The organism is Bradyrhizobium sp. TM233 (assembly GCF_036247965.1).
GTDB classification, from domain to species: domain Bacteria; phylum Pseudomonadota; class Alphaproteobacteria; order Rhizobiales; family Xanthobacteraceae; genus Bradyrhizobium; species Bradyrhizobium ottawaense.
In genome coordinates, this window is record NZ_BTIG01000003.1 from 42,633 (window position 1) to 66,732 (window position 24,100).

18 protein-coding genes are annotated in these 24,100 nt (G+C 63.4%); 1 reads left to right on the forward strand and 17 read right to left on the reverse strand.

What is annotated here, in order from left to right:
* The 13 genes from rplP to rpsL all read right to left on the reverse strand — a co-directional run bounded on the left by rplP (position 1) and on the right by rpsL (position 8,995).
* Positions 1-414 (reverse strand): 50S ribosomal protein L16, encoded by a 414-nt coding sequence (gene rplP / locus AABA86_RS07265; protein WP_008136349.1) that lies wholly within the window; start codon positions 412-414, stop codon positions 1-3.
* A gap of 30 nt (positions 415-444) precedes the next feature.
* Positions 445-1,170, reverse strand: coding sequence for a 30S ribosomal protein S3 (gene rpsC / locus AABA86_RS07270; RefSeq protein ID WP_014494500.1), 726 nt, complete (start codon positions 1,168-1,170; stop codon positions 445-447).
* A gap of 17 nt (positions 1,171-1,187) precedes the next feature.
* Complete coding sequence (rplV, locus tag AABA86_RS07275; RefSeq protein ID WP_008136353.1) at positions 1,188-1,574, reverse strand: 50S ribosomal protein L22; 387 nt, start codon at positions 1,572-1,574, stop codon at positions 1,188-1,190.
* A gap of 10 nt (positions 1,575-1,584) precedes the next feature.
* Positions 1,585-1,863, reverse strand: coding sequence for a 30S ribosomal protein S19 (rpsS, locus tag AABA86_RS07280; RefSeq protein WP_008136357.1), 279 nt, complete (start codon positions 1,861-1,863; stop codon positions 1,585-1,587).
* Positions 1,864-1,875: 12 nt separating this feature from the next.
* Positions 1,876-2,709, reverse strand: coding sequence for a 50S ribosomal protein L2 (gene rplB, locus AABA86_RS07285; protein ID WP_091957434.1), 834 nt, complete (start codon positions 2,707-2,709; stop codon positions 1,876-1,878).
* Positions 2,710-2,721: 12 nt separating this feature from the next.
* Positions 2,722-3,024 carry a 50S ribosomal protein L23 gene (locus tag AABA86_RS07290; protein ID WP_063195096.1) on the reverse strand — a complete coding sequence of 101 codons (303 nt, stop codon included), beginning with the start codon at positions 3,022-3,024 and terminating at the stop codon, positions 2,722-2,724.
* Positions 3,021-3,641 (reverse strand): 50S ribosomal protein L4, encoded by a 621-nt coding sequence (rplD, locus tag AABA86_RS07295; protein ID WP_020508797.1) that lies wholly within the window; start codon positions 3,639-3,641, stop codon positions 3,021-3,023. Before rplD ends, AABA86_RS07290 begins: the two co-directional genes overlap by 4 nt.
* Before the next feature lies 1 nt (position 3,642).
* Positions 3,643-4,359 carry a 50S ribosomal protein L3 gene (gene rplC / locus AABA86_RS07300; RefSeq protein ID WP_018322262.1) on the reverse strand — a complete coding sequence of 239 codons (717 nt, stop codon included), beginning with the start codon at positions 4,357-4,359 and terminating at the stop codon, positions 3,643-3,645.
* Between the two features lie 52 nt (positions 4,360-4,411).
* The gene (gene rpsJ / locus AABA86_RS07305) at positions 4,412-4,720 is read right to left on the reverse strand and encodes a 30S ribosomal protein S10 (protein ID WP_002712302.1); all 309 of its coding nucleotides are present in this window, start codon (positions 4,718-4,720) and stop codon (positions 4,412-4,414) included.
* An 83-nt stretch (positions 4,721-4,803) separates the two neighbouring features.
* Complete coding sequence (gene tuf, locus AABA86_RS07310) at positions 4,804-5,994, reverse strand: elongation factor Tu (RefSeq protein WP_008136415.1); 1,191 nt, start codon at positions 5,992-5,994, stop codon at positions 4,804-4,806.
* Between the two features lie 40 nt (positions 5,995-6,034).
* Positions 6,035-8,107 (reverse strand): elongation factor G, encoded by a 2,073-nt coding sequence (gene fusA / locus AABA86_RS07315; RefSeq protein ID WP_038950207.1) that lies wholly within the window; start codon positions 8,105-8,107, stop codon positions 6,035-6,037.
* A gap of 30 nt (positions 8,108-8,137) precedes the next feature.
* Entirely contained in the window at positions 8,138-8,608 is a 471-nt protein-coding gene (gene rpsG / locus AABA86_RS07320; protein WP_166342284.1) for a 30S ribosomal protein S7, read from the reverse strand.
* Between the two features lie 15 nt (positions 8,609-8,623).
* Positions 8,624-8,995, reverse strand: coding sequence for a 30S ribosomal protein S12 (rpsL, locus tag AABA86_RS07325; RefSeq protein ID WP_007603006.1), 372 nt, complete (start codon positions 8,993-8,995; stop codon positions 8,624-8,626).
* A 685-nt stretch (positions 8,996-9,680) separates the two neighbouring features.
* Here rpsL and AABA86_RS07330 point away from each other — a divergent pair.
* A complete protein-coding gene (locus tag AABA86_RS07330) occupies positions 9,681-10,925 on the forward strand; it encodes an FAD-dependent oxidoreductase (RefSeq protein ID WP_338306310.1) in 1,245 nt (414 codons plus the stop codon).
* On the opposite strand, the gene AABA86_RS07335 is transcribed toward AABA86_RS07330, so the two are convergent.
* From AABA86_RS07335 to rpoB, 4 genes are all read right to left on the reverse strand, one after another.
* Positions 10,847-12,895: an ABC transporter ATP-binding protein gene (locus AABA86_RS07335; RefSeq protein WP_338306311.1), complete on the reverse strand. Its 2,049-nt coding sequence runs from the start codon at positions 12,893-12,895 to the stop codon at positions 10,847-10,849. The two genes, AABA86_RS07330 and AABA86_RS07335, sit on opposite strands and share 79 nt — an antisense overlap.
* Before the next feature lie 132 nt (positions 12,896-13,027).
* Positions 13,028-15,088, reverse strand: a complete 2,061-nt coding sequence (locus tag AABA86_RS07340; protein WP_212249004.1) for an FAD-dependent oxidoreductase — start codon at positions 15,086-15,088, stop codon at positions 13,028-13,030.
* Between the two features lie 191 nt (positions 15,089-15,279).
* Positions 15,280-19,476, reverse strand: a complete 4,197-nt coding sequence (rpoC, locus tag AABA86_RS07345) for a DNA-directed RNA polymerase subunit beta' (RefSeq protein ID WP_212249005.1) — start codon at positions 19,474-19,476, stop codon at positions 15,280-15,282.
* A gap of 128 nt (positions 19,477-19,604) precedes the next feature.
* A complete protein-coding gene (rpoB, locus tag AABA86_RS07350) occupies positions 19,605-23,723 on the reverse strand; it encodes a DNA-directed RNA polymerase subunit beta (RefSeq protein ID WP_212249006.1) in 4,119 nt (1,372 codons plus the stop codon).
* Between the last annotated feature and the right edge of the window lie 377 nt (positions 23,724-24,100).

A 24,100-nucleotide genomic window follows, 5' to 3' on the forward strand; every position in this document is an offset into this window, starting at 1 on the left:
TTACTCCGCAATGCGCTCGACGAAGCGCGTCTTGATCGGCAGCTTGGCGGCCGCCAGGGTCAGCGCCTCACGCGCCGTCTGGGTGTTGACGCCGTCGATCTCGAACAGCACCCGGCCCGGCTTGACGCGGGCGACCCACAATTCCGGCGAACCCTTGCCGGAGCCCATGCGGACTTCGGCCGGCTTCTTCGACACCGGAACGTCGGGGAACACGCGGATCCAGACGCGGCCGGCGCGCTTCATGTGGCGGGTCAGCGCGCGGCGAGCGGCTTCGATCTGGCGCGCGGTGACGCGCTCAGGCTCGGTCGCCTTCAGGCCGAACTGGCCGAACGCCAACGTCGCGCCCGAAGACGCAACGCCGTGGATGCGGCCCTTATGCGCCTTCCGGAACTTCGTTTTCTTAGGTTGCATCATGGCTTTAAGCCCTCAAATTCCTGTGCGGCTTTAGGCTGCAGCCGTATCGCGGCGCTGACGGCCACCACGATCACCACTGCCACCCGTCTCGCCTTCGGCCATTCTCTTGTCCTGGGCCATCGGATCGTGCTCGAGGATCTCACCCTTGAAGATCCAGACCTTGACGCCGCAGGTGCCGAAGGTCGTGAACGCGGTCGCAACGCCGTAGTCGATGTCGGCGCGCAGCGTGTGCAGCGGCACGCGACCTTCGCGGTACCACTCCATGCGCGCGATTTCCGCACCGCCCAGACGTCCCGAGCAGTTGATGCGGATGCCTTCCGCGCCCAGACGCATCGCCGACTGAACGGCGCGCTTCATGGCACGGCGGAACGCCACGCGGCGCTCGAGCTGCTGCGCGATCGACTCGGCCACCAGCGTCGCATCGAGCTCCGGCTTGCGGATTTCGACGATGTTGATGACGACGTCGGACGAAGTGATGTCCGCGACCTTCTTGCGCAGCTTGTCGATGTCGGCGCCCTTCTTGCCGATCACCACGCCCGGACGAGCCGAGTGGATGGTGACGCGGCACTTCTTGTGCGGACGCTCGATCACGATGCGGGCGACGGCCGCCTGCTTGAGCTCCTTGTGCAGGATCTCACGGATCTTGACGTCTTCGTGCAGCAGCTTGCCGTATTCCTGCTTGCCGGCGAACCAGCGGGAATCCCAGGTACGGTTGATGCCGAGACGCAGACCGATCGGATTGATCTTTTGACCCATCGTGTTCTCCTGCGCCCTTAAGCGGCTGCTTCGGCTTCGACCTGACGAACGATGATCGTCAGCTGCGAAAACGGTTTGTAGACACGGCCCGAGCGGCCACGGCCGCGGGCTGCGAAGCGCTTCATCACGAGGCCATTGCCGACGAAGGCCTGCGCCACGACGAGATCGTCGACGTCGAGATCGTGGTTGTTCTCGGCATTGGCGATAGCCGATTCCAGGCACTTCTTCACGTCGACCGCGATCCGCTTGCGCGAAAACTGCAGATCGGCGAGCGCAGCAGCTGCCTTCCGGCCGCGAATGAGCTGGGCGACCAGGTTGAGCTTCTGCGGGCTCACCCGCAGCATCCGGGCGACCGCCTTGGCCTCGTTTTCGGCGAGGCTCCGTTCGCGCTTAGGTTTGCTCATCGTTTAATCCTCAAGCCTTCTTGGCTTTCTTGTCGCCGGAGTGGCCATGGAAGGTCCGGGTCGGCGAGAACTCGCCGAACTTGTGACCGACCATTTCCTCGTTGACGGCCACCGGCACGTGCTTCTGACCGTTGTAGACGCCGAAGGTCAGGCCGACGAACTGCGGCAGGATCGTCGAGCGACGGCTCCAGATCTTGATGACGTCGTGACGGCCGGACGCACGGGCGGCATCTGCCTTCTTGAGCAGAGAACCCTCGACGAACGGGCCTTTCCAGACTGAACGAACCATGTCCGGCGTTCCTTACTTCTTCCGCTTGTGGCGGCTTAGGAGAATGAATTTGTTGGTCGACTTGTTGGTGCGGGTCTTCTTGCCCTTGGTCGGCTTGCCCCACGGGGTGACCGGGTGGCGACCGCCCGAGGTACGACCTTCACCACCGCCGTGCGGATGGTCGATCGGGTTCATCGAAACACCGCGGTTGTGCGGCTTGCGGCCCAGCCAACGGTTGCGGCCGGCCTTGCCGATCGAGGTGTTCATGTGATCCGGGTTCGACACCGCGCCGATCGTGCCGCGGCAACGGCCGTGCACCAGGCGCTGCTCGCCCGAGTTCAGGCGGATGATCACGTAGTCCTGGTCACGGCCGACGAGCTGGGCATAGGTGCCCGCGGAACGGGCGAGCTGGCCGCCCTTCCCGATCTTGAGCTCGATGTTGTGGATGATCGTGCCGACCGGCATGTTGCCGAGCGGCATGACGTTGCCCGGCTTCACGTCGACATAGTTGCCGGCGATGATGGTGTCACCCACGGCGAGGCGCTGCGGCGCCAGGATGTAGGCCTGCTCGCCGTCCTGATACTTGATCAGCGCGATGAAGCCGCTGCGGTTCGGATCGTATTCCAGCCGCTCGACGGTCGCGGGAACGTCGATCTTCTCACGCTTGAAATCGACGGTGCGCAGCGTCCGCTTGTGACCACCGCCGCGGAAGCGCACGGTGATGCGACCGGTGCTGTTGCGGCCGCCCGAGGAGTGCTTGCCCTCGGTCAGCGCCTTGACCGGCTTGCCCTTGTAGAGGGCCGAACGATCGACCATGACCAGCTGGCGCTGGCCCGGCGTCGTGGGATTGAATGTCTTCAGTGCCATCGTCGTGCGACCTTACAGACCGGTGGTCACGTCGATCCGGTGACCCTCTTCGAGAGTCACGATCGCGCGCTTGGAGTTCGACTGCGAGCCGAGATTGCCGCGGAAGATCTTGGTCTTGCCCTTGCGGACCAGCGTGTTGACGCTCTTGACCTTGACGTCGAACAGCTTCTCGATCGCTTCCTTGATCTGCGGCTTGGTCGCCTTGGCGGCGACCTTGAACAGCACCTTGTTGTGCTCCGAGGCGATCGTGGCCTTTTCGGTCACGACCGGCGACAGGATCACGTCGTAGTGGCGAGCCTCGATGTTCTTCGTCATTTGAAGCGCGCCTCCAGCGCATCGATGGCGGCCTTGGTCAGAACGAGCTTCTGACGGCGCAGGATGTCGTAGACGTTGATGCCCTGGATCGGCAGCACGTCCATGTTCGGGATGTTGCGGGCCGCAGCGGCGAAGCCGTTGTTGAGCTCGGCGCCGTCGATGATCAGCGCGTTGGTCAGACCCAGACCCGAGAAGTGACCGAGCAGCGCCTTGGTCTTGGCGGCTTCCAGCGCGGCCTTCTCGATCACGACGAGATCGCCGTCCTTGGCCTTGGCCGAGAGCGCATGCTTCAGCGCCAGCGCGCGGACCTTCTTCGGCAGGTCGGTGGCGTGCGAACGCACCACCGGACCGAAGGCACGGCCGCCGCCACGGAACTGCGGCACGCGGGCCGAGCCGTGACGAGCACCACCGGTGCCCTTCTGCTTGTACATCTTCTTGCCGGTGCGCCAGATCTCGGCGCGGCCCTTGGCCTTGTGCGTGCCGGCCTGACGCTTGTTGAGCTGCCACTGCACGCAACGCGCAATGATGTCCTGGCGCGGCTCGAGGCCGAAAATGGTGTCGGAGAGCTGGACCGAGCCGGCTTCCTTACCTTCGAGGGTGGTGACCTTCAATTCCATCTCACGCACCCTCTTGCTGGGCCGCAGCCTCGGCTTCGCCACCGGCAACCTTGAACTTGCCGGGCTTCGGAGCTTCCTTCGGCAGCGGCTTCTTGACGGCGTCGCGCACGCGGATCCAGCCGCCCTTGGAGCCGGGAACGGCGCCTTCGACGAGGATCAGGCCACGCTCGACATCGAGCTGAACGACGCGAAGGTTGAGCGTGGTGATGCGGTCGACACCCATGTGGCCGGGCATCTTCTTGTTCTTCCAGGTCTTGCCGGGGTCCTGACGGCCACCGGTCGAACCGATCGAGCGGTGCGAGACCGAGACGCCGTGGGTGGCGCGCAGACCGCCGAAGTTCCAGCGCTTCATGCCGCCGGCGAAGCCCTTACCGACCGAGGTGCCGGTGACGTCGACGAACTGGCCGACGACGAAGTGGTCGGCGAGGATCTCGGCGCCGACCGGGATCATGGCATCCGCGGTGACGCGGAATTCCTCGACCCGGCGCTTCGGCTCGACCTTGGCGACCGCGAACTGGCCGCGCTCCGCCTTGGGCATGTAAACGGTCTTGCGGGCACCAGAACCAAGCTGGAGCGCGACGTAACCGTTTTTCTCTTCGGTACGGTGGCCCACGACCTGGCAATTGCCGAGCTTCAGCACGGTCACGGGGATATGTTCGCCGGCCTCTGTAAAGACCCGCGTCATCCCGACCTTTTGTGCGATCACTCCGGAGCGCATCGGCTTGCTTCCTGTTCTTTCTGTCCGCTTGCGCGAACGGGATCCAAAAATCTTAGAGCTTGATCTCGACGTCGACACCGGCGGCCAGGTCGAGCTTCATCAAAGCATCGACGGTCTGCGGGGTCGGATCGACGATATCGAGCAAGCGCTTGTGAGTGCGCATCTCGAACTGCTCGCGGCTCTTCTTGTCGACGTGGGGCGAACGGTTGACGGTGAACTTCTCGATGCGGGTGGGCAGCGGAATGGGTCCGCGGACCTGCGCGCCGGTGCGCTTCGCCGTGTTCACGATCTCGCGGGTCGACGTATCGAGGATACGATGGTCGAACGCCTTGAGACGGATACGAATGTTTTGGCCGTTCATTGCCGTGGTCTCTCTTCAGTGGGGTGGCGAATAGCGAATAGCGAATGTCACCATTCGCTACTCGCCGATCCCTATTCTCGTAATTACTCGATGATCGAGGCGACGACGCCGGCGCCGACGGTGCGGCCACCTTCGCGGATCGCGAAGCGGAGCTTCTCTTCCATCGCGATCGGCACGATCAGGTGCACTTCCATCGCGATGTTGTCGCCCGGCATCACCATCTCGGTGCCTTCCGGCAGGTGCACGACACCGGTCACGTCGGTGGTGCGGAAGTAGAACTGCGGACGGTAGTTGGTGAAGAACGGGGTATGGCGGCCGCCCTCTTCCTTGGTGAGGATGTAAGCCTCAGCCTTGAACTTGGTGTGCGGCTTGACCGAACCCGGCTTGCACAGCACCTGGCCGCGCTCGACGTCTTCGCGCTTGGTGCCGCGGAGCAGCGCACCGATGTTGTCGCCGGCCTGGCCCTGATCGAGCAGCTTGCGGAACATTTCGACGCCGGTGACGGTGGTCTTCTGGGTCGCACGAAGACCGACGATCTCGATTTCCTCGCCGACCTTGACGATACCGCGCTCGACACGGCCGGTCACGACGGTGCCGCGGCCCGAGATCGAGAACACGTCTTCAACCGGCATCAGGAACGGCTGGTCGATCGGACGCTCCGGCTGCGGGATGTACTCGTCGACGTTCTTCATCAGCTCGAGGATGGCGTCGTGGCCGAGCTTCTTGTCGGAATCTTCGAGAGCGGCGAGCGCCGAACCCTTGATGATCGGGATCTTGTCGCCCGGGAAGTCGTACTTCGAGAGCAGCTCGCGGACTTCGAGCTCGACGAGCTCGAGCAGTTCCGGATCGTCGACCATGTCGCACTTGTTGAGGAACACGACGAGCGCCGGCACGCCGACCTGGCGGGCGAGCAGGATGTGCTCGCGGGTCTGCGGCATCGGGCCGTCAGCGGCCGACACGACCAGGATCGCACCGTCCATCTGGGCGGCGCCGGTGATCATGTTCTTGACGTAGTCGGCGTGGCCGGGGCAGTCGACGTGGGCGTAGTGGCGGTTCGGCGTCTCGTACTCGACGTGCGCGGTCGAGATCGTGATGCCACGCGCCTTCTCTTCCGGCGCCTTGTCGATCTGGTCGTACGCGGTGAACGTCGCACCGCCGGCTTCGGCGAGAACCTTGGTGATCGCCGCGGTCAGCGACGTCTTGCCATGGTCGACGTGACCGATGGTGCCGATGTTGCAGTGCGGCTTGTTACGTTCAAACTTTGCTTTGGCCATTTGACTCTCCGTTCAATCGTCAGTTCGTGACCGACGACAATCAGGCAAACTTCTTCTGGACTTCTGCCGACACGTTGGCCGGCGCTTCTGCGTAGTGGTCGAACTGCATGGTAAAGGTTGCGCGACCCTGGCTCATCGAGCGCAGGTTATTCACGTAACCGAACATGTTCATGAGCGGCACCATCGCATTGATGACGTTGGCGTTGCCGCGCATGTCCTGACCCTGGATCTGACCGCGCCGCGAATTCAGGTCGCCAATGACCGAGCCGGTGTAGTCTTCCGGGGTCACCACTTCGACCTTCATGATCGGCTCGAGCAGGACGGACTTGCCCTTCTGCAAGGCTTCGCGGAATGCCGCGCGCGATGCGATTTCGAAGGCGAGCGCCGACGAGTCGACGTCATGATACTTGCCGTCGACGAGCTGAACCTTGACGTCGACCACGGGGAAGCCCGCGACGACACCAGAGCTCATCACGCTGTTGAGGCCCTTTTCCACGCCGGGGATGTATTCCTTCGGAACCGCACCACCGACGATCTTGGACTCGAACTCATAGCCCTTGCCGGGCTCGTTCGGCTCGACCACGATCGACACTTCCGCGAACTGACCGGTACCGCCGGTCTGCTTCTTGTGGGTGTACTTGACCTCGGCCTTCTTGGTGACGCGCTCACGGAACGCAACCTGGGGCGCGCCGATGTTGGCGTCGACCTTGTAGGTCCGCCTGAGGATGTCGACCTTGATGTCGAGATGGAGTTCGCCCATGCCCTTGAGGATGGTCTGGCCGGACTCCTGGTCGGTCGACACGCGGAAGGACGGATCCTCCGCAGCGAGCTTGGCCAGCGCCACGCCCAGCTTTTCCTGGTCGGCCTTGGACTTCGGCTCGATCGCGATCTCGATGACCGGCTCGGGGAATTCCATCTTCTCGAGGATCACCTGCTTGTCGGGATCGCACAGCGTGTCACCGGTGCGCGCTTCCTTCAGGCCGGCCAGCGCGACGATGTCGCCGGCATAGGCTTCCTTGATGTCTTCGCGGTTGTTCGCATGCATCAAGAGCATACGCCCGATGCGCTCCTTCTTCTCGCGGGTCGAGTTCACGACGCCGGTGCCGCTCTGCAGAACGCCGGAGTAGATGCGGCAGAAGGTGATGGTGCCGACGAACGGGTCGTCCATGATCTTGAACGCGAGCAGCGCGAGCGGCTCCTTGTCGTCCGCCTTGCGCACGACTTCGTTGCCGCGATCGTCGGTGCCCTTGATCGCGGGCACGTCGATCGGCGACGGCAGATAGTCGACGACGGCGTCGAGCAGCGGCTGAACGCCCTTGTTCTTGAAGGCCGAGCCGCACAGCACGGGATAGAACGCGCCGGTCAGGACCGCTTTGCGGATCAGCCGCTTCAGCGTCTCTTCGTCCGGCTCCTTGCCGTCGAGATAGGCTGCCATGGCGTCGTCGTCGAGCTCGACGGCGGCTTCCACCATCTTCTCGCGGTATTCCTTGGCCTGCTCGACCAGATCTTCCGGGATGTCGACATAGTCGAACTTCGCGCCGAGCGATTCATCGTTCCAGATGATGCCCTGCATCTTCACGAGGTCGACGAGACCCTTGAAGTTGTTCTCGGCACCGATCGGAAGCTGGATCGCGATCGGCTTGGCGCCGAGGCGGTCGACGATGTCGGCCAAACACTTGAAGAAATCGGCGCCGGTCTTGTCCATCTTGTTGGCGAAGACGATGCGCGGAACCTTGTACTTGTCGCCCTGGCGCCAGACCGTCTCGGTCTGGGGCTCGACGCCCTGGTTCGAGTCGAGCACGCAGACGGCGCCGTCGAGCACGCGCAGCGAACGCTCGACTTCGATGGTGAAGTCGACGTGGCCGGGGGTGTCGATGATGTTCAGGCGCTTGCCGGCCCAGAACGCGGTGGTCGCAGCCGAGGTGATCGTGATGCCACGCTCCTGCTCCTGCTCCATCCAGTCCATCGTCGCAGCACCTTCGTGCACTTCGCCGATCTTGTGGCTCTTGCCGGTGTAATAGAGGATGCGCTCGGTGGTCGTGGTCTTGCCGGCATCGATATGCGCCATGATACCGAAGTTGCGGTAATTCTCTATGGCATGAACGCGGGGCATGAGGTGTTCCTTAGATTCCGTGTGTCGCCGTTACCAGCGATAGTGCGAGAAGGCGCGGTTGGCTTCCGCCATCCGGTGCACGTCTTCACGCTTCTTGACGGCGTTGCCACGGTTGTTCGACGCGTCCAGGAGCTCAGCCGAGAGCCGCTCGGTCATGGTCTTCTCGTTGCGGTCGCGCGCAGCCGAGATCAGCCAGCGAATGCCCAGCGCCTGACGGCGGGTCGAACGAACTTCGACCGGAACCTGGTAGGTCGCGCCGCCGACGCGGCGGGAGCGCACTTCGATCGTCGGCATGACGTTCTCGAGTGCCTGCTCGAACACGCCGAGCGGGCTCTGCTTGGTCTTGGCTTCGATGATACCGAACGCACCGTAGACGATGCCTTCGGCGACCGACTTCTTGCCGGCGTACATCACCGAGTTCATGAACTTCGTGACGATGATGTTCCCGAACTTCGGATCGGGAAGGACTTCGCGCTTTTCCGCTGAGTGGCGACGAGACATGGACCTGGTTCCCGCTTACTTCGGACGCTTCGCGCCGTACTTCGAACGACGCTGCTTACGGTTCTTGACGCCCTGGGTATCCAGAACGCCGCGGAGGATGTGGTAGCGCACGCCGGGCAAGTCCTTGACGCGACCGCCGCGGATCATGACCACCGAGTGCTCCTGGAGGTTATGGCCCTCACCGGGGATGTAGCCGATCACCTCGAAGCCGTTGGTCAGGCGCACCTTGGCAACCTTACGAAGCGCCGAGTTCGGCTTCTTCGGGGTCGTGGTGTAGACGCGGGTGCAAACACCACGCTTCTGCGGCGACTGCTGCAGCGCCGGCACCTTCTTGCGCGACTTCTGCACTTCACGCGGTTGAGCGATCAGCTGGTTGATCGTCGGCATCCTGGCCTTACCCTTTGTTCTGTCGCAGACCCTTCCGGATCCGCTGTCTTGCCGCAGCCCGCTCCCGGGACTGCAAATTCTTTCGAGCTACCCGCCCGACGAGGCCGCCTTCCGCGGAACAATCCGCACAAAGCGAAATCGCGCCAACCGCCCCATCAACGGGCGGAAAGCGCTTCGACGCCACAGAGGACCGCAGTATTGAGGCCGGCGGCATAAAGCCGCGGCCCGCGCACTGAGGTCATGCATCCGAATTCGATCTCAAGAGAACAAGCTCAAGAGAACTAGAATCGCACTGGCATTGCCTAGCTATGATCGACAGCGTTTGAGCGGCATTCGTCGAGGTTGGTGCCCGCCTTGAGCGATCCCTTGTGGCTTTAGTCCTAGGGGATCTAGCGGGTGGCCCGTTCCGACGCTGGCGATGCTCACCGCCTGTCGTTAAGTGAGGCGCTTTCTATGCGTGAGAATCGATCAAGTCAAGGCGAAACGACAGTCACGAAGCGCTTCAGGAGCCTGTCAAAATCGCTGTTTGCCGCGCTCGCCGCACCACTCCGATATGGGAACGGACTCTCGGTTCCGCCAGCCTGAGAATTATTATACCCGGGCGAAAAGTACTTTTATGACCAGGGCTAAGGCTTTTTTTCCTGTTGATGCGCCAATCTGGGCCCTTCGGCAGGAAATGGGCGCCATGCGGTACACCGACATTGCCATCATCGGCGGGGGATTGGCAGGCTCGACGGCCGCCGCCATGCTCGGCCGGGCCGACATTTCGACCGTCCTGATCGATCCGCATGAGAGCTATCCGGCGGACTTTCGCGTCGAGAAACTCAGTGGCCGGGAGCAGGTTGGGCGATTCCTGAAGACCGGAATCGCAGAATCAGTGCTGCGCCGCGCGACCTTTACCGGCGAGAACTGGATCGCCCGCTTCGGCCGCCTGCTCGACAAGGCGCCGAGCCGGCAGTTCAACATCCGCTACGATTCTCTGGTCAACGCCGTCCGCGACGAAATCCCCGATTCCGTCGAGCGCATCTGCGCCAAGGCCATCGCCGTCGAGACGAGCGAGGAGCGGCAGAGGGTTGCGCTCTCCAATGACGAGACGATCTCTGCCCGCCTGGTGGTGCTCGCCAATGGCTTGAATGTCGGCCTGCGCCACCAGCTCGGTATCACCCGAAAAGTCATCAGCGCCTGCCATTCGGTCTCGATCGGGTTCGACATCGTTCCGGTCGGGTGCCCAGCATTCGCCTTCCCGGCTCTGACCTACTTCTCCGAACGTCCGAGCGACCGCATCCCGTACATCACGCTGTTTCCGGTCGGCACGCGGATGCGTGCCAATCTGTTCGTCTATCGCGCCTTCGACGATCCCTGGCTGCGCGAGCTGCGCCGCGCCCCGACCGAGACGCTGGACGCAGCCCTGCCCCGGCTCAAGGCCATCACCGGCCCGTTCGAGATCGCGGGCGAGATCAAGATCCGCCCGGTCGATCTCTATGTGAATGATTGCCGCGGCCAGCCCGGCCTCGTGCTGGTGGGCGATGCCTTCGCGACCTCCTGCCCTGTCGCCGGCACCGGCTGCGACAAGGTCTTCACCGACGTCGAGCGGCTCTGCAACGTCCACATCCCGGAGTGGCTCGCTTGCGACGGGATGGGTGCGGCCAAGATTGCTGCCTTCTACGCAGATCCGGTCAAGCGGGCCTGCGACGAATGGTCGGCGGCGAAGGCGTTCGACTTCCGCTCAGTCTCGATCGGCACGAGCTCCTACTGGACGGCGCAGCGCTGGGCCCGCTTCATCGCCTGGTCGGTTCAGGGCCTGCTGCGGCCGCTTGGAGGCGCCTTCGAGCTGGAGCCGAACTTGCTCGGTCATTCCTCCTCGTCGTCCTCATCCTCATCATCCTCGAGGTCGTCTTCGTCCTCATCGTCCCTGCCGTCGTCGGCGTGAGCAGCCGCGCCGTGCGGCTGGTGGATCTGGTCGTTCCACAGCTTGCGATAGGTACCGTTCTTGGCGAGCAGCTGGGCATGCGAGCCTCGCTCGATCGCCCGGCCCCCTGAGATCACGATGATCTCGTCCATCTCCACCACCGAGGTCAGGCGGTGGGTCGACCAGATCATGGTGCGGCCCTTGGCGACCTTGAGCAGCGTGCGGTTGATCGCGGCTTCCGTGGTCTGGTCCAGCGCCGAGGTGGCTTCGTCCAGCAGCAGCACGGAAGGGTTGCGGATGACCGCGCGCGCGATCGCGATGCGCTGGCGCTGACCGCCCGACAGGGTGTCGCCGCGCTCACCGACCGGCGTGTCGTATCGCTGCGGCAGGCCCATGATATAGCGGTGGATCTCGGCCTTCTTGGCGGCCTCCTCCACCTCCTCGTCGGTCGCGCCCTCCTTGCCGAGCCGGATGTTCTCGCGGATCGACATGTTGAACAGCATGTTCTCCTGGAACACCACCGCCATGCTCCGGCGCAGCGAATCCAGCGTCACCTTGCGGACGTCGACGCCGTCGATGGTGACGCGGCCTTCGTCGGGCACATAGAGCCGCAGGATCAGGTTGAGCAACGTGCTCTTGCCGGAGCCGCTCGGGCCCACGATCGCGATGCGCTTGCCCGCATTGAGCTTGAGGCTGAGATTGTCCAGCACCGGGGTCTGACTGCCCTCATACTGGAAGGTGACGTGATCGAACGTGATGTCGTTGGTGATGCGCGGCAAATCGGGCGCGCCGGGGCGGTCGGCTGCGCGCGTCGGCTCGTCCAGCAGCTCCTGCATGTGCCGGATCGCCGCCGCCGAGGAGATCGACACCGGGATGAAATGCATCACATGGGCGATGTTGTAGGAGACCTCCCAGAACGCACTCTCGAAGGTGACGAAGGTGCCGATGGTGATCTGGCCCTTGGTGGCAAGATAAGCGCCGATCGCGAGCACCACGAGGTGCAGCATCAGCACCGAGATGGTGACCGTCCGCTCCACCATGGTCGACAGGAACGCGGCTGAGGCGATCTTGTCGCGCGCTGCGTGGTTGCGGAAGGTGAAGAAGCCGAACATCTTGCGCTGCAGGCTGAACGCCTTGATCACGGCCTGCGCCGCCACGTTCTCCTGCACCATGCCGAGCAGCGCGCTCTCGTTGAGCTTCTGCTCGTAATTGGCCTGCACCGCCTTGGGCGTCAGGATCCGGGGACCGATCAGCGTGATCGGGAACACGAGCAGCGCGACCGCCGCGAGCTGCCAGTTCAGGAACACCATCAGGATGATGCCGGCGATCAATTCCAGAAACGGCAGCGCGGCGCTGTTGGCAAACGTCTTGACCGAGCCTTCGAAGGCCGAGAGGTCGACGGAGAAGCGCGACAGGATCTCGCCGCGCTTGGTGCGGCCGAAATAGGCCGCCGGCAGGTCCTGGACGTGCTCGAACAGGCGCTTGCGGACGTCGGAGATGATGCAGGCCGCCAATCGCGCGTCCCAGCGCTCGTACCAGACCGCGACGATCGAGGTGAAGATGCCGGCGACGGCAAGCACGCCGAGGATCTTGTACAGCGCCTGGAAGTCCTCCTCCCCGAGCGCGTCGTCGATCAGGAACTTGAGGCTGAGCGGCATGATGACGTTGAACAGCGTCTCTACGAAGACGCCGAACGCCACGAATGACAGCATCCGTTTGTAATTGGCCAGGAATGGCTTGACGAACCCGACGATGGTCGCGAGCGCGCCGGCGGCTTCGCGCGCGGTAAAGACGACGAGGTCCTCGTCCTCATCGTCGTCGTCGAGCTCCAGCTCGTCGTCCGCCTCGTCTTCGGCATCCTCGTCGTCTTCGAGGTCCGGCTTGGCAGCCGAGGCGAGCTTGTCGTCGAGCTCGGCCGCCTGTTCGGCGGCGAGCTTCTGTTTGTCGGGCGAAAGAGGCTTGTCGTCGGGCGAGAAAGGCTTGGATGCCATGAAACCAACCGATGCTGACGGCCGGCATGACCGCAGAGAAAGCAGGACATAGCGGAAAGCCGCTATCGCACCGATTCTATGCGATCAGGATGAATTCGGCAAAAACAATTGGCGAATTCAATGCGACCGCGGCTAGTCCTCGTCCTCCTCCTCAACCTTGTCGAAGAAGGAATAGCGCAAGCTGTCGGCGTCGGCGTACCACTGCCCCGGCCCCTTGTTGGCGGCGAGCGTCGCCTCCCACAGCGCGTCGGTGCAATCCTTGCGGTGCATCGAGAGGTCGAAACCATTGCCGAAGAACAGTTCGGACCATTCCCACCAGGTGCCGAGTTTCTTGACTCCGCGCAGGAGGTCGTAGCGGTCGATCAGCGCCGGCGCCATGTCCGAGGTGATCGAGCCGAACACGAGTCCGGTCTTGACCACGCGGTTCAGCTCCTTGATGGCGCGGACCACCTGCTTCGGGGAAACGTGGCAAAGGCTGGTCTCGAACACGAAGTCGAACGCGCCGTCCTTGAACGGCATGTCGGTGATCGAGCCGAGCTTGTTGTACTTCTTCAGCGCCTTCGGCGTCCTGGCGTGGATGGTGCGGTTGTTCTCGATGCCGAAGGCATCGATGCCGCGCTCGCGCAGCGCGCCGACCAGTTCGCCGCTGGCCGAACCCGCGACGAGCAGCCTGGCGCCCTTCGCCTTGCCCCAGACGATGCCGAGCAGCCGGGTGAGGTAATCGGGATCGGTGAACTGGCGCCATGCTTCGTGATACGGGCCGAGGCCGCGATAATTCTCGAAATAGTCGCGGTCGATCTTGTCGGAGAGCGGCTTGTCGTCCTGCGCGCGCTCGCGGCGCAGGCGCATCATCTCGGTCAGGATGATGTCGGTCGCCGCATCCGAGGAGTCGAGCAGGCCGTTCAGCGTCGAGTCGAACAGATAGTCGCCGACCACCACGATGCCGGGATGCTCCTTCGGCTCGGGCCGGTGATTGGTCATGACGTCGCGCACCGGCAGGCCGCCCGGTATCGCGTTCACCGACGACAGCCAGCGATGGATCTTGCCTTCCATGAAATGCAAGCGCGCATCGCCGAACGAGGCCGGCAGCGATTTCAGCGCGGCATCGATCAGCTCCTGGTCCGACAGATTGGCGAAGGCCAGCGCGTCGGAGCCGGGAATCAGCCAGTTCAGCACGCCGTGCTTGCCGACGTCGTGGCGCGCGCCCTCGTTGTAGACGCAGCAGCCGCCGAAGGCCTCCGACATGAACCAGGCGCCGGGAATCTTCTCGCCCCAGAACGGCGTGTCGAACAGGATCGAGACGCGCAAATAGTGCGCGGGACGGTCGAAATAGGAGACGTGCTTGACCATCGACTTGCGCAGCTGCTCGCCTTCCCAGCCGACGGTGGCGAGCCACGAATGCGGCAGGCAGACCAGCACGAGATCGAAGTCGCGCGTCTCCGGTCCCTTGCCGTTCATCATCTTGAGCTGGTAGCGGCCGGTCGCTGCCTTGCCGACGGCGAGCACGCGGTGATTGAGCTGGATGTCGGCGTTGACCTCCGACTGCAGGCACTCGATCAGCTGCTCGTTGCCGTTCTGGATGGAATAGAGGCCGATATAGCCGTCGACATCCATCAGATAGTTCTTGAGCGCGTTGAGGCCGTTGGTGTTGTGGCTCTCGGTCGCGATGTCGGAGCGCGCCATCACCTTGAAGAAGCGCTTTGCGGTTTCGTCCTCGACCTCCTCGTCGAGCACCTGCTCGGCGGTCTTGTAGGCCCACGGGTTCTCGTTGTCGTGCGCGCCGACGCCCTCGTAATATTCGATCGGCGACATCGCTTCGGTGCAGCGCTTGCGGAACGCCTCGATCGCCGCGGCGGTCTTGGCGCCGTATTTGCGGCGCATGCCCGGCACGTCGTTGAGGAGCTCGCCGCCGAACTGCACCTGCTCGGCATCCATCGGAATCGTCTGCAGCCCGAAATGCTGGATCAGCTCGCGCAGCGGATCCGGCCCGGTCATCGAGTAGTCGTAGATCTCGGCAACGCCGGCCTCGTACATCGCGGGCGCGGAATCGAACTTGCGCGTGACGATCTTGCCGCCGAGCCGATCGGAGGCCTCGTAGATGGTGACGCGACAGAGATCGCCGAGCTTGCGCTTCAGATACCAAGCGCTCATCAGCCCGCCGGGGCCGCCACCTACAATTGCGAGATCAAGCATGTGAGTTCCGTGGTCTCCGGCCCGCCCCCTTCACGGGACCACCGGTCTAAACTCTCCTAGCAGAAGCGCTTTTGCGCCTGAAGGAAAGATGAACAAAGGTTGATCCCGCATCGCAACAGACAAGCAAAGCAACAAAAAGGCCGGCTTTCGCCGGCCTTTTCATTATCCTCGGTAGTCCTACGGATGAACGATCATTCCGCGGGCGGCAGCGCAGGAAGCTCCGCTTCCGGCGCGGGCGACACGACCGCCGCCTGCTTCTCGCGCTCGTCCAGGATCAGCTTGTCGCGCTTCATGGCGACTTCGCGAATCTTGGCCATGGAGGCGCCTGTGCCTGCCGGAATCAGCCGGCCGACGATGACGTTCTCCTTGAGGCCTTCGAGCGGATCGACCTTGCCGTTGACCGCCGCTTCCGTGAGGACGCGGGTGGTCTCCTGGAACGAGGCCGCCGAGAAGAAGGAGCGGGTCTGGAGGCTCGCCTTGGTGATGCCGAGCAGTACCGGCGTCCCCGTGGCGACCTTCTTGCCCTCTTCCTTGGCCTTCTCGTTCAGCGCGTCGAACTCGATCTTGTCGACCTGCTCGCCCGAGATCATGTCCGTGTCGCCCTGGTCGGTGACTTCCACCTTCTGGAGCATCTGACGGACAATCACCTCGATGTGCTTGTCGTTGATGAGCACGCCCTGGAGCCGGTAGACCTCCTGGATCTCGTTGACCAGATAGGCCGCGAGTTCCTCGATGCCCTTGACCGCCAGGATGTCGTGCGGCGCCGGGTTGCCTTCCACGATGAAGTCGCCCTTTTCGACGACGTCGCCGTCCTGAAGGTGGATGTGCTTGCCCTTCGGGATCAGGTACTCGCGCGCCTCGTCGGTCTTGTCCATCGGCTCGATCGAGATGCGACGCTTGTTCTTGTAGTCGCGCCCGAACCGGATGGTGCCCGCGATTTCGGCGATGATCGCCGCATCCTTCGGACGCCGGGCCTCGAACAGTTCCGCCACCCGCGGCAGACCGCCGGTGATGTCACGCGTCTTGGCGCTTTCGGTCGAGACACGGGCGAGGATGTCGCCCGGATTGACCTTGGCGCCGACGTCGACCGAGAGAATGGCGTCGACCGACAGCATGTAGCGGGCATCGCCGCCACGGGCGAGCTTGAGCACCTTGCCGTCCTTGCCCTTGACCACGATGGCCGGACGCAGGTCCGCGCCGCCGCGGGTCGAGCGCCAGTCGATGACCACGCGCTTGGCGATGCCGGTGGCTTCGTCGAGCGTTTCCGAGATCGACTGCCCCTCGACCAGATCCTCGAAGCCGATGGTGCCTTCGACCTCGGTGAGGAGCGGACGGGTGTAGGGATCCCACTCGACGATGCGCTGGCCGCGCTTGACCATGTCACCTTCGTCGACATGCAGGCGCGAGCCGTACTGAACGCGGTGCGTCGCACGCTCGGTGCCGTCGGCATCGACGATCGCCACCACCATGTTGCGCACCATCGCGACCAGGTGACCTTCGCTGTTGCGGGCGATGGCCTTGTTCCTGATCACGATCTTGCCGTCGAAATTGGCTTCGACGAACGACTGCTCGTTGAGCTGCGCCGCACCACCGATGTGGAAGGTGCGCATCGTGAGCTGGGTGCCCGGCTCGCCGATCGACTGCGCCGCGATGACGCCGACCGCTTCGCCGTGGTTGACCGGCGTGCCGCGGGCGAGGTCGCGGCCGTAGCACTTGCCGCAGATGCCGTTGACGAGTTCGCAGGTCAGTGCCGAGCGGATCTTCACCTCCTGCACACCACCCTGCTGGATGGCGTCCAGATGGCTTTCTTCCATCAGCGTATCGCGCTTGATGATCACCTTGCCCGAGCTGTCACGGATGTCTTCGCAGGCCGTGCGTCCGAGGATGCGCGAACCGAGCGAAGCAACCACGGTGCCGGCATCGACGATGGCGCGCATCTTGATGCCGAGCTTGGTGCCGCAGTCGGACTGCGTGATGATGCAGTCCTGCGCGACGTCGACGAGACGACGGGTCAGGTAGCCCGAGTTCGCGGTCTTCAACGCGGTGTCCGCGAGACCCTTGCGGGCGCCGTGGGTCGAGTTGAAGTACTCGAGAACCGAGAGGCCTTCCTTGAAGTTCGAGATGATCGGCGTCTCGATGATCTCACCCGACGGCTTGGCCATCAGGCCGCGCATGCCGGCGAGCTGGCGCATCTGGGCCGGCGAACCGCGGGCACCGGAGTGAGCCATCATGTAGATCGAGTTGATGTCGGCATCCGCCCCGCTCGCCGTCTTCTTGGTCGAGGAGATCTCCTTCATCATCGCCTTGGCGATTTCTTCCGTGGCCTTCGACCAGGCGTCGACGACCTTGTTGTACTTCTCGCCGTGGGTGATCAGACCGTCATTGTACTGCTGCTCGAAATCCTTCGCCAGCGTACGGGTGGTGTCGACGATCTTCCACTTGGAGTGCGGCACGACCATGTCGTCCTTGCCGAACGAGATGCCGGCCTTGAACGCATTGTAGAAGCCGAGCGCCATGATGCGGTCGCAGAAGATCACCGTCTCCTTCTGGCCGCAGTGGCGGTAGACCTGGTCGATGACGCCCGAGATCTCGCGCTTGGTCATCAGCTTGTTGATGATCTCGTAGGTGATGCGCGGGTTCTTCGGCAGCAGATTGCCGAGCATGACGCGGCCGGCGGTGGTCTCGATCCAGCGCGTCGAAACCTTGCCGGTCTCATCCATGCCCTGCCACCGGTACTTGATCTTGGTGTGGAGGTGGATGACCTTCGCATGCAGCGCGTGCTCGAGCTCGGCCATCTCGCCGAAGATCTTGCCCTCGCCGGGCAGGCCTTCGCGCATGATCGAGACGTAGTAGAGACCGAGCACGATGTCCTGCGACGGCACGATGATCGGCTGTCCGTTCGCCGGATGCAGGATGTTGTTGGTCGACATCATGAGGACGCGCGCTTCCAGCTGCGCCTCGAGCGACAGCGGGACGTGCACGGCCATCTGGTCGCCGTCGAAGTCGGCGTTGAACGCGGAGCAGACCAGCGGGTGAAGCTGGATCGCCTTGCCCTCGATCAGCACGGGCTCGAACGCCTGGATGCCGAGACGATGCAGCGTCGGTGCGCGGTTGAGCAGCACCGGATGCTCGCGGATGACCTCATCCAGGATGTCCCAGACCTCGGGCCGCTCCTTCTCGACCAGCTTCTTAGCCTGCTTCACCGTGGTGGACAGGCCCTTGGCGTCGAGCCGCGAATAGATGAACGGCTTGAACAGCTCGAGCGCCATCTTCTTCGGCAGGCCGCACTGATGCAGGCGCAGCTCGGGACCGACCACGATCACCGAACGGCCCGAATAGTCGACGCGCTTGCCGAGCAGGTTCTGACGGAAGCGACCCTGCTTGCCCTTGAGCATGTCGGCGAGCGACTTCAGCGGGCGCTTGTTGGCGCCCGTGATGACGCGACCGCGGCGGCCGTTGTCGAACAGCGCATCGACCGCTTCCTGAAGCATGCGCTTCTCGTTGCGGATGATGATGTCGGGCGCGCGCAGCTCCATCAGCCGCTTCAAGCGGTTGTTGCGGTTGATGACGCGGCGGTAGAGGTCGTTGAGGTCCGAGGTCGCGAAGCGGCCGCCGTCCAGCGGCACCAGCGGACGCAGGTCCGGCGGAATCACCGGGACCACGGTCATGATCATCCATTCCGGCTTGTTGCCGGAGTGGCGGAACGCTTCCACGATCTTCAGGCGCTTGGCGAGCTTCTTGTGCTTGATGTCGGAGTCGGTCTCCTGCATCTCGAGGCGCAAGGTGGCTTCGAGCTTCTCGAGGTCCATGCCCTTGAGCAGTTCGCGGATCGCTTCCGCGCCGATCATGGCGGTGAAGCTGTCCTGGCCGTACTCGTCCTGCGCCTTCAGATACTCGTCTTCCGACAGCAGCTGGCGGTCCTTCAGCGCGGTGAGGCCCGGCTCGAGCACGACGTAATATTCGAAGTAGAGGATCCGCTCGAGATCCTTCAGCGTCATGTCCAGCAGGAGGCCGATGCGCGAGGGCAGCGACTTCAGGAACCAGATGTGGGCGACGGGGGCTGCGAGCTCGATATGGCCCATGCGCTCGCGCCGGACGCGCGACAGCGTGACCTCGACCGAGCACTTCTCGCAGATGATGCCCTTGTACTTCATGCGCTTGTACTTGCCGCACAAGCACTCGTAATCCTTGATCGGCCCGAAGATGCGGGCGCAGAACAGGCCGTCGCGCTCGGGCTTGAAGGTGCGGTAGTTGATGGTCTCCGGCTTCTTGATCTCGCCGTAGGACCAGGACAGAATCTTCTCTGGAGACGCGATCGAGATCCGGATCTGGTCGAAGACCTGAGCCGGCGTCGTCGGGTTGAAGAGATTCATAATTTCTTGGTTCATCGTCTTCTCCTCGCGTGCCGGTCGCCTCCGGCCGCAAATTCGAAAATCACTTAGCAGGGCGCCCTGCCCTCAAGGCATCGGGAGGGGCGCCAATGCCCGGCCGCGAAGGCCGGGCATGACAGGTCGTGTTACTCGGCCGCTTCCGACGTCGGCGCCGGTCCAACCTTGGAGTTGTGCAGGTCGACGTTGAGGCCGAGCGAGCGCATTTCCTTGACCAGCACGTTGAACGATTCCGGAATACCGGCCTCGAACGTGTCGTCGCCGCGCACGATCGCCTCGTACACCTTGGTACGGCCGGCGACGTCGTCCGACTTCACCGTCAGCATCTCCTGGAGCGTGTACGCCGCGCCGTAAGCCTCGAGCGCCCACACCTCCATTTCGCCGAAGCGCTGGCCGCCGAACTGCGCCTTGCCGCCCAGCGGCTGCTGGGTGACGAGCGAGTACGGACCGATCGAACGCGCGTGGATCTTGTCGTCCACGAGATGGTGCAGCTTGAGCATGTAGATGTAGCCCACCGTCACCTTGCGATCGAAGGCATCGCCGGTACGGCCGTCATAGACGGTCGACTGACCCGAAGCGTCCAGACCGGCAAGCTTCAGCATCTCCTCGATGTCGGCTTCCTTGGCGCCGTCGAAGACCGGCGTCGCGATCGGCACGCCGCGGCTGAGATTATGGCCAAGCTCGATCAACTCGTTGTCGTTGAGCGTCTTGATCGTCTCGTCCTCGCCGTAGACCTTCTTCAAGGTCTCCTTCAATGGCTTGATGTCCTGCTTCGACAGGTACGCATCGACGGTCTGGCCGATACGTTTGCCGAGGCCGGCGCAGGCCCAGCCGAGATGGGTCTCGAGGATCTGTCCGACGTTCATGCGCGAAGGCACGCCGAGCGGGTTGAGCACGATGTCGGCGTGCGTACCGTCTTCGAGGAACGGCATGTCCTCGATCGGCACGATCTTCGACACCACGCCCTTGTTGCCGTGGCGGCCGGCCATCTTGTCACCGGGCTGGATCTTGCGCTTCACCGCGACGAAGACCTTGACCATCTTCATCACGCCGGGCGGCAATTCGTCACCGCGCTGAAGCTTCTCGACCTTGTCGAGGAAGCGCTGTTCCAGCCCCTTCTTCGACTCGTCGTACTGCTTCCGCATGGCCTCGATCTCGGCCATCAGCTTGTCGTTCGGCGAGGCGAACAGCCACCACTGCGACTTCGGGTACTCCTCGAGCACCGCACGGGTGATCTTGGTGTCCTTCTTGAAGCCCTTCGGGCCGGCAATGCCCTGCCGCCCTTCGAGCAGCTCGGCAAGACGGTTGTAGACGTTGCGGTCCAGGATCGCCTGCTCGTCGTCGCGGTCCTTGGCCAGACGCTCGATCTCTTCCCGCTCGATCGCCAGCGCACGCTCGTCCTTGTCGACGCCGTGACGGTTGAACACGCGCACTTCCACGATCGTGCCCTGCACGCCCGGAGGAACGCGCAGCGAGGTATCGCGAACGTCGGAAGCCTTCTCGCCGAAGATGGCGCGCAGCAGCTTCTCTTCCGGCGTCATCGGGCTCTCGCCCTTCGGCGTGATCTTGCCGACCAGGATGTCGCCGGCGCGGACTTCCGCACCGATGTAGACGATACCGGCTTCGTCGAGGTTCTTCAGCGCTTCTTCCGAGACGTTCGGAATGTCGCGGGTGATTTCCTCAGGCCCGAGCTTGGTGTCGCGGGCCATCACCTCGAACTCCTCGATGTGGATCGAGGTGAAGACGTCTTCCTTCACGATCCGCTCGGAGAGCAGGATCGAGTCTTCGAAGTTGTAGCCGTTCCAAGGCATGAACGCGACGAGCACGTTCCGGCCGAGCGCGAGCTCGCCCAGATCGGTCGACGGACCGTCGGCGATGATGTCGCCCTTCTTGACGATGTCGCCGACCTTCACCAGCGGACGCTGGTTGATGCAGGTCGACTGGTTCGAGCGCTGGTACTTCATCAGACGGTAGATATCGACGCCCGACTTGGTCGGATCGAGATCTTCCGTGGCGCGGATGACGACGCGGGTAGCGTCGATCTGGTCGATCACGCCCGAACGGCGCGCCGCGATCGCGGCACCCGAGTCACGCGCAACCACGCCCTCCATGCCGGTGCCGACGAACGGCGCCTCGGCGCGAACCAGCGGCACCGCCTGGCGCTGCATGTTCGAGCCCATCAGCGCGCGGTTGGCGTCGTCGTTCTCGAGGAACGGGATCAGCGCCGCGGCCACCGAAACCAGCTGCTTCGGCGACACGTCCATGTAGTCGACCTTGTCGGGCGTCACCGGCAAGACTTCGCCGGCATGACGGCAGACCACGAGGTCTTCGGTGAAGCGGCCCTTCGGGTCGAGCGGCACGTTGGCCTGCGCGACCGTGTAGCGGCCCTCTTCCATCGCCGAGAGGTACACCACCTCGTCGGTGACGCGGCCGTCCTTGACCTTGCGATACGGCGTCTCGACGAAGCCGTACTTGTTCACGCGCGCGAAGGTCGCGAGCGAGTTGATCAGGCCGATGTTCGGACCTTCCGGCGTCTCGATCGGGCAGATGCGGCCGTAATGCGTCGGATGCACGTCGCGCACCTCGAAGCCGGCACGCTCGCGGGTCAGACCGCCCGGTCCAAGCGCCGAGAGACGACGCTTGTGGGTGATCTCGCTGAGCGGGTTGGTCTGGTCCATGAACTGCGAGAGCTGCGAGGAGCCGAAGAACTCGCGCACGGCGGCAGCCGCCGGCTTGGCGTTGATCAGGTCCTGCGGCATGACCGTGTCGATGTCGACCGAGGACATGCGCTCCTTGATCGCGCGCTCCATGCGCAGCAGGCCGATGCGGTACTGGTTCTCCATGAGCTCGCCGACCGAGCGCACACGGCGGTTGCCGAGATGGTCGATGTCGTCGATCTCGCCCTTGCCGTCGCGCAGGTCCACCAGCGTCTTGATGACGGAGAGGATGTCTTCCTTGCGCAGCGTACGCTGGGTGTCGGGCGCATCGAGGTCGAGGCGCATGTTCATCTTGACGCGGCCGACCGCGGAGAGGTCGTAGCGTTCGGCGTCGAAGAACAGCGACTGGAACATGGCCTGCGCCGAATCCAGCGTCGGCGGCTCGCCCGGACGCATCACGCGGTAGATGTCGAACAGCGCGTCCTCGCGCGTCATGTTCTTGTCGGCCGAGAGCGTGTTGCGAATGTAGGGGCCGATATTGACGTGGTCGATGTCGAGGAGCGGCAGTTCCTTGTAGCCGTGCTCGTTGAGCACCTTCATCGACTTGTCGGTGATTTCCTCGCCGGCTTCGGCGTGGATCTCGCCCGTCTTCGGGTTGACGAGGTCCTCGGCGATGTAATTGCCGACCAGCTCCTCATCGGCCAGGCGCAGAGCCTTCAGCCCCTTCTCCTGAAGCTGACGGGCAGCACGAACGGTGAGCTTCTTACCGGCCTCGAGCACGACCTTGCCGGTATCGGCGTCGATCAGGTCGTTGACGGTCGAATAGCCGCGGAAACGGTTGGCGTCGAACGGAACGCGCCAGCCTTCCTTGGTCCGCTTGTAGAGGATCTTCTTGTAGAAGGTGGACAGGATCGCCTCGCCGTCGAGGCCGAGGGCGAACATCAGCGACGTCACCGGAATCTTGCGGCGACGGTCGATACGCGCATAGACGATGTCCTTGGCGTCGAACTCAATGTCGAGCCAGGAGCCGCGATAAGGGATCACGCGGGCGGCGAACAGCAGCTTGCCCGAGGAATGGGTCTTGCCCTTGTCGTGATCGAAGAACACGCCGGGCGAGCGGTGCATCTGCGAGACGATGACGCGCTCGGTGCCGTTGACGATGAAGGTGCCGTTCATCGTCATGAGCGGGATATCGCCCATGTAGACGTCCTGCTCCTTGATGTCCTTCACCGACTTCGCGCCGGTTTCCTCGTCGATATCGAACACGATGAGGCGCAGCGTCACCTTGAGGGGAGCCGCGAAGGTCATGCCGCGCTGGCGGCACTCGTCGACATCGTATTTCGGCTGCTCGAACTCGTAGCGGACGAATTCCAGCATCGAGGTGCCCGAGAAATCGGAGATCGGAAACACCGAGCGGAACACCGCCTGCAGACCTTCGTCGAGACGGCCACCCTGGGGTTCATCGACCATCAGGAACTGGTCATAGGACGCCTTCTGAACCTCGATGAGGTTCGGCATCTCGGCAACTTCCTTGATGTGTCCGAAGAACTTGCGAACGCGTTTGCGACCGGTGAATGTCTGCTGCGCCATCGTGGCCTCTCATTTCGTCGCCCGCTCTGGGCGCGCCGTCCGGAACGCGGCTGCCGCCGCTCCCCGGGTTGAATTTTTTCGAACCCGCCTTGGGGGCCGGAAGCTCAGTCTCAGGCCGTCATGTCCTGAATCTGTTCTTCAGACCTTCAAAACGCAAAACGACGCGCGGGGCGCATAGGCACGCCCGCCCGTCACAACGATCGTCTTCACGGACTGCAAAAGCCCGAAATAGCCTGCTCTCCCAACGGCTTACAGGGAAATCCGGCATCCCTGCCCACCGCGCTTTCGTGCTGCCGAACCGATATGGGGCGACAATAGTGGAGATTCGAGGGGTAAACCCTCAAATCCACACACTTTTTCGTGTTCGGCCTGCGTCG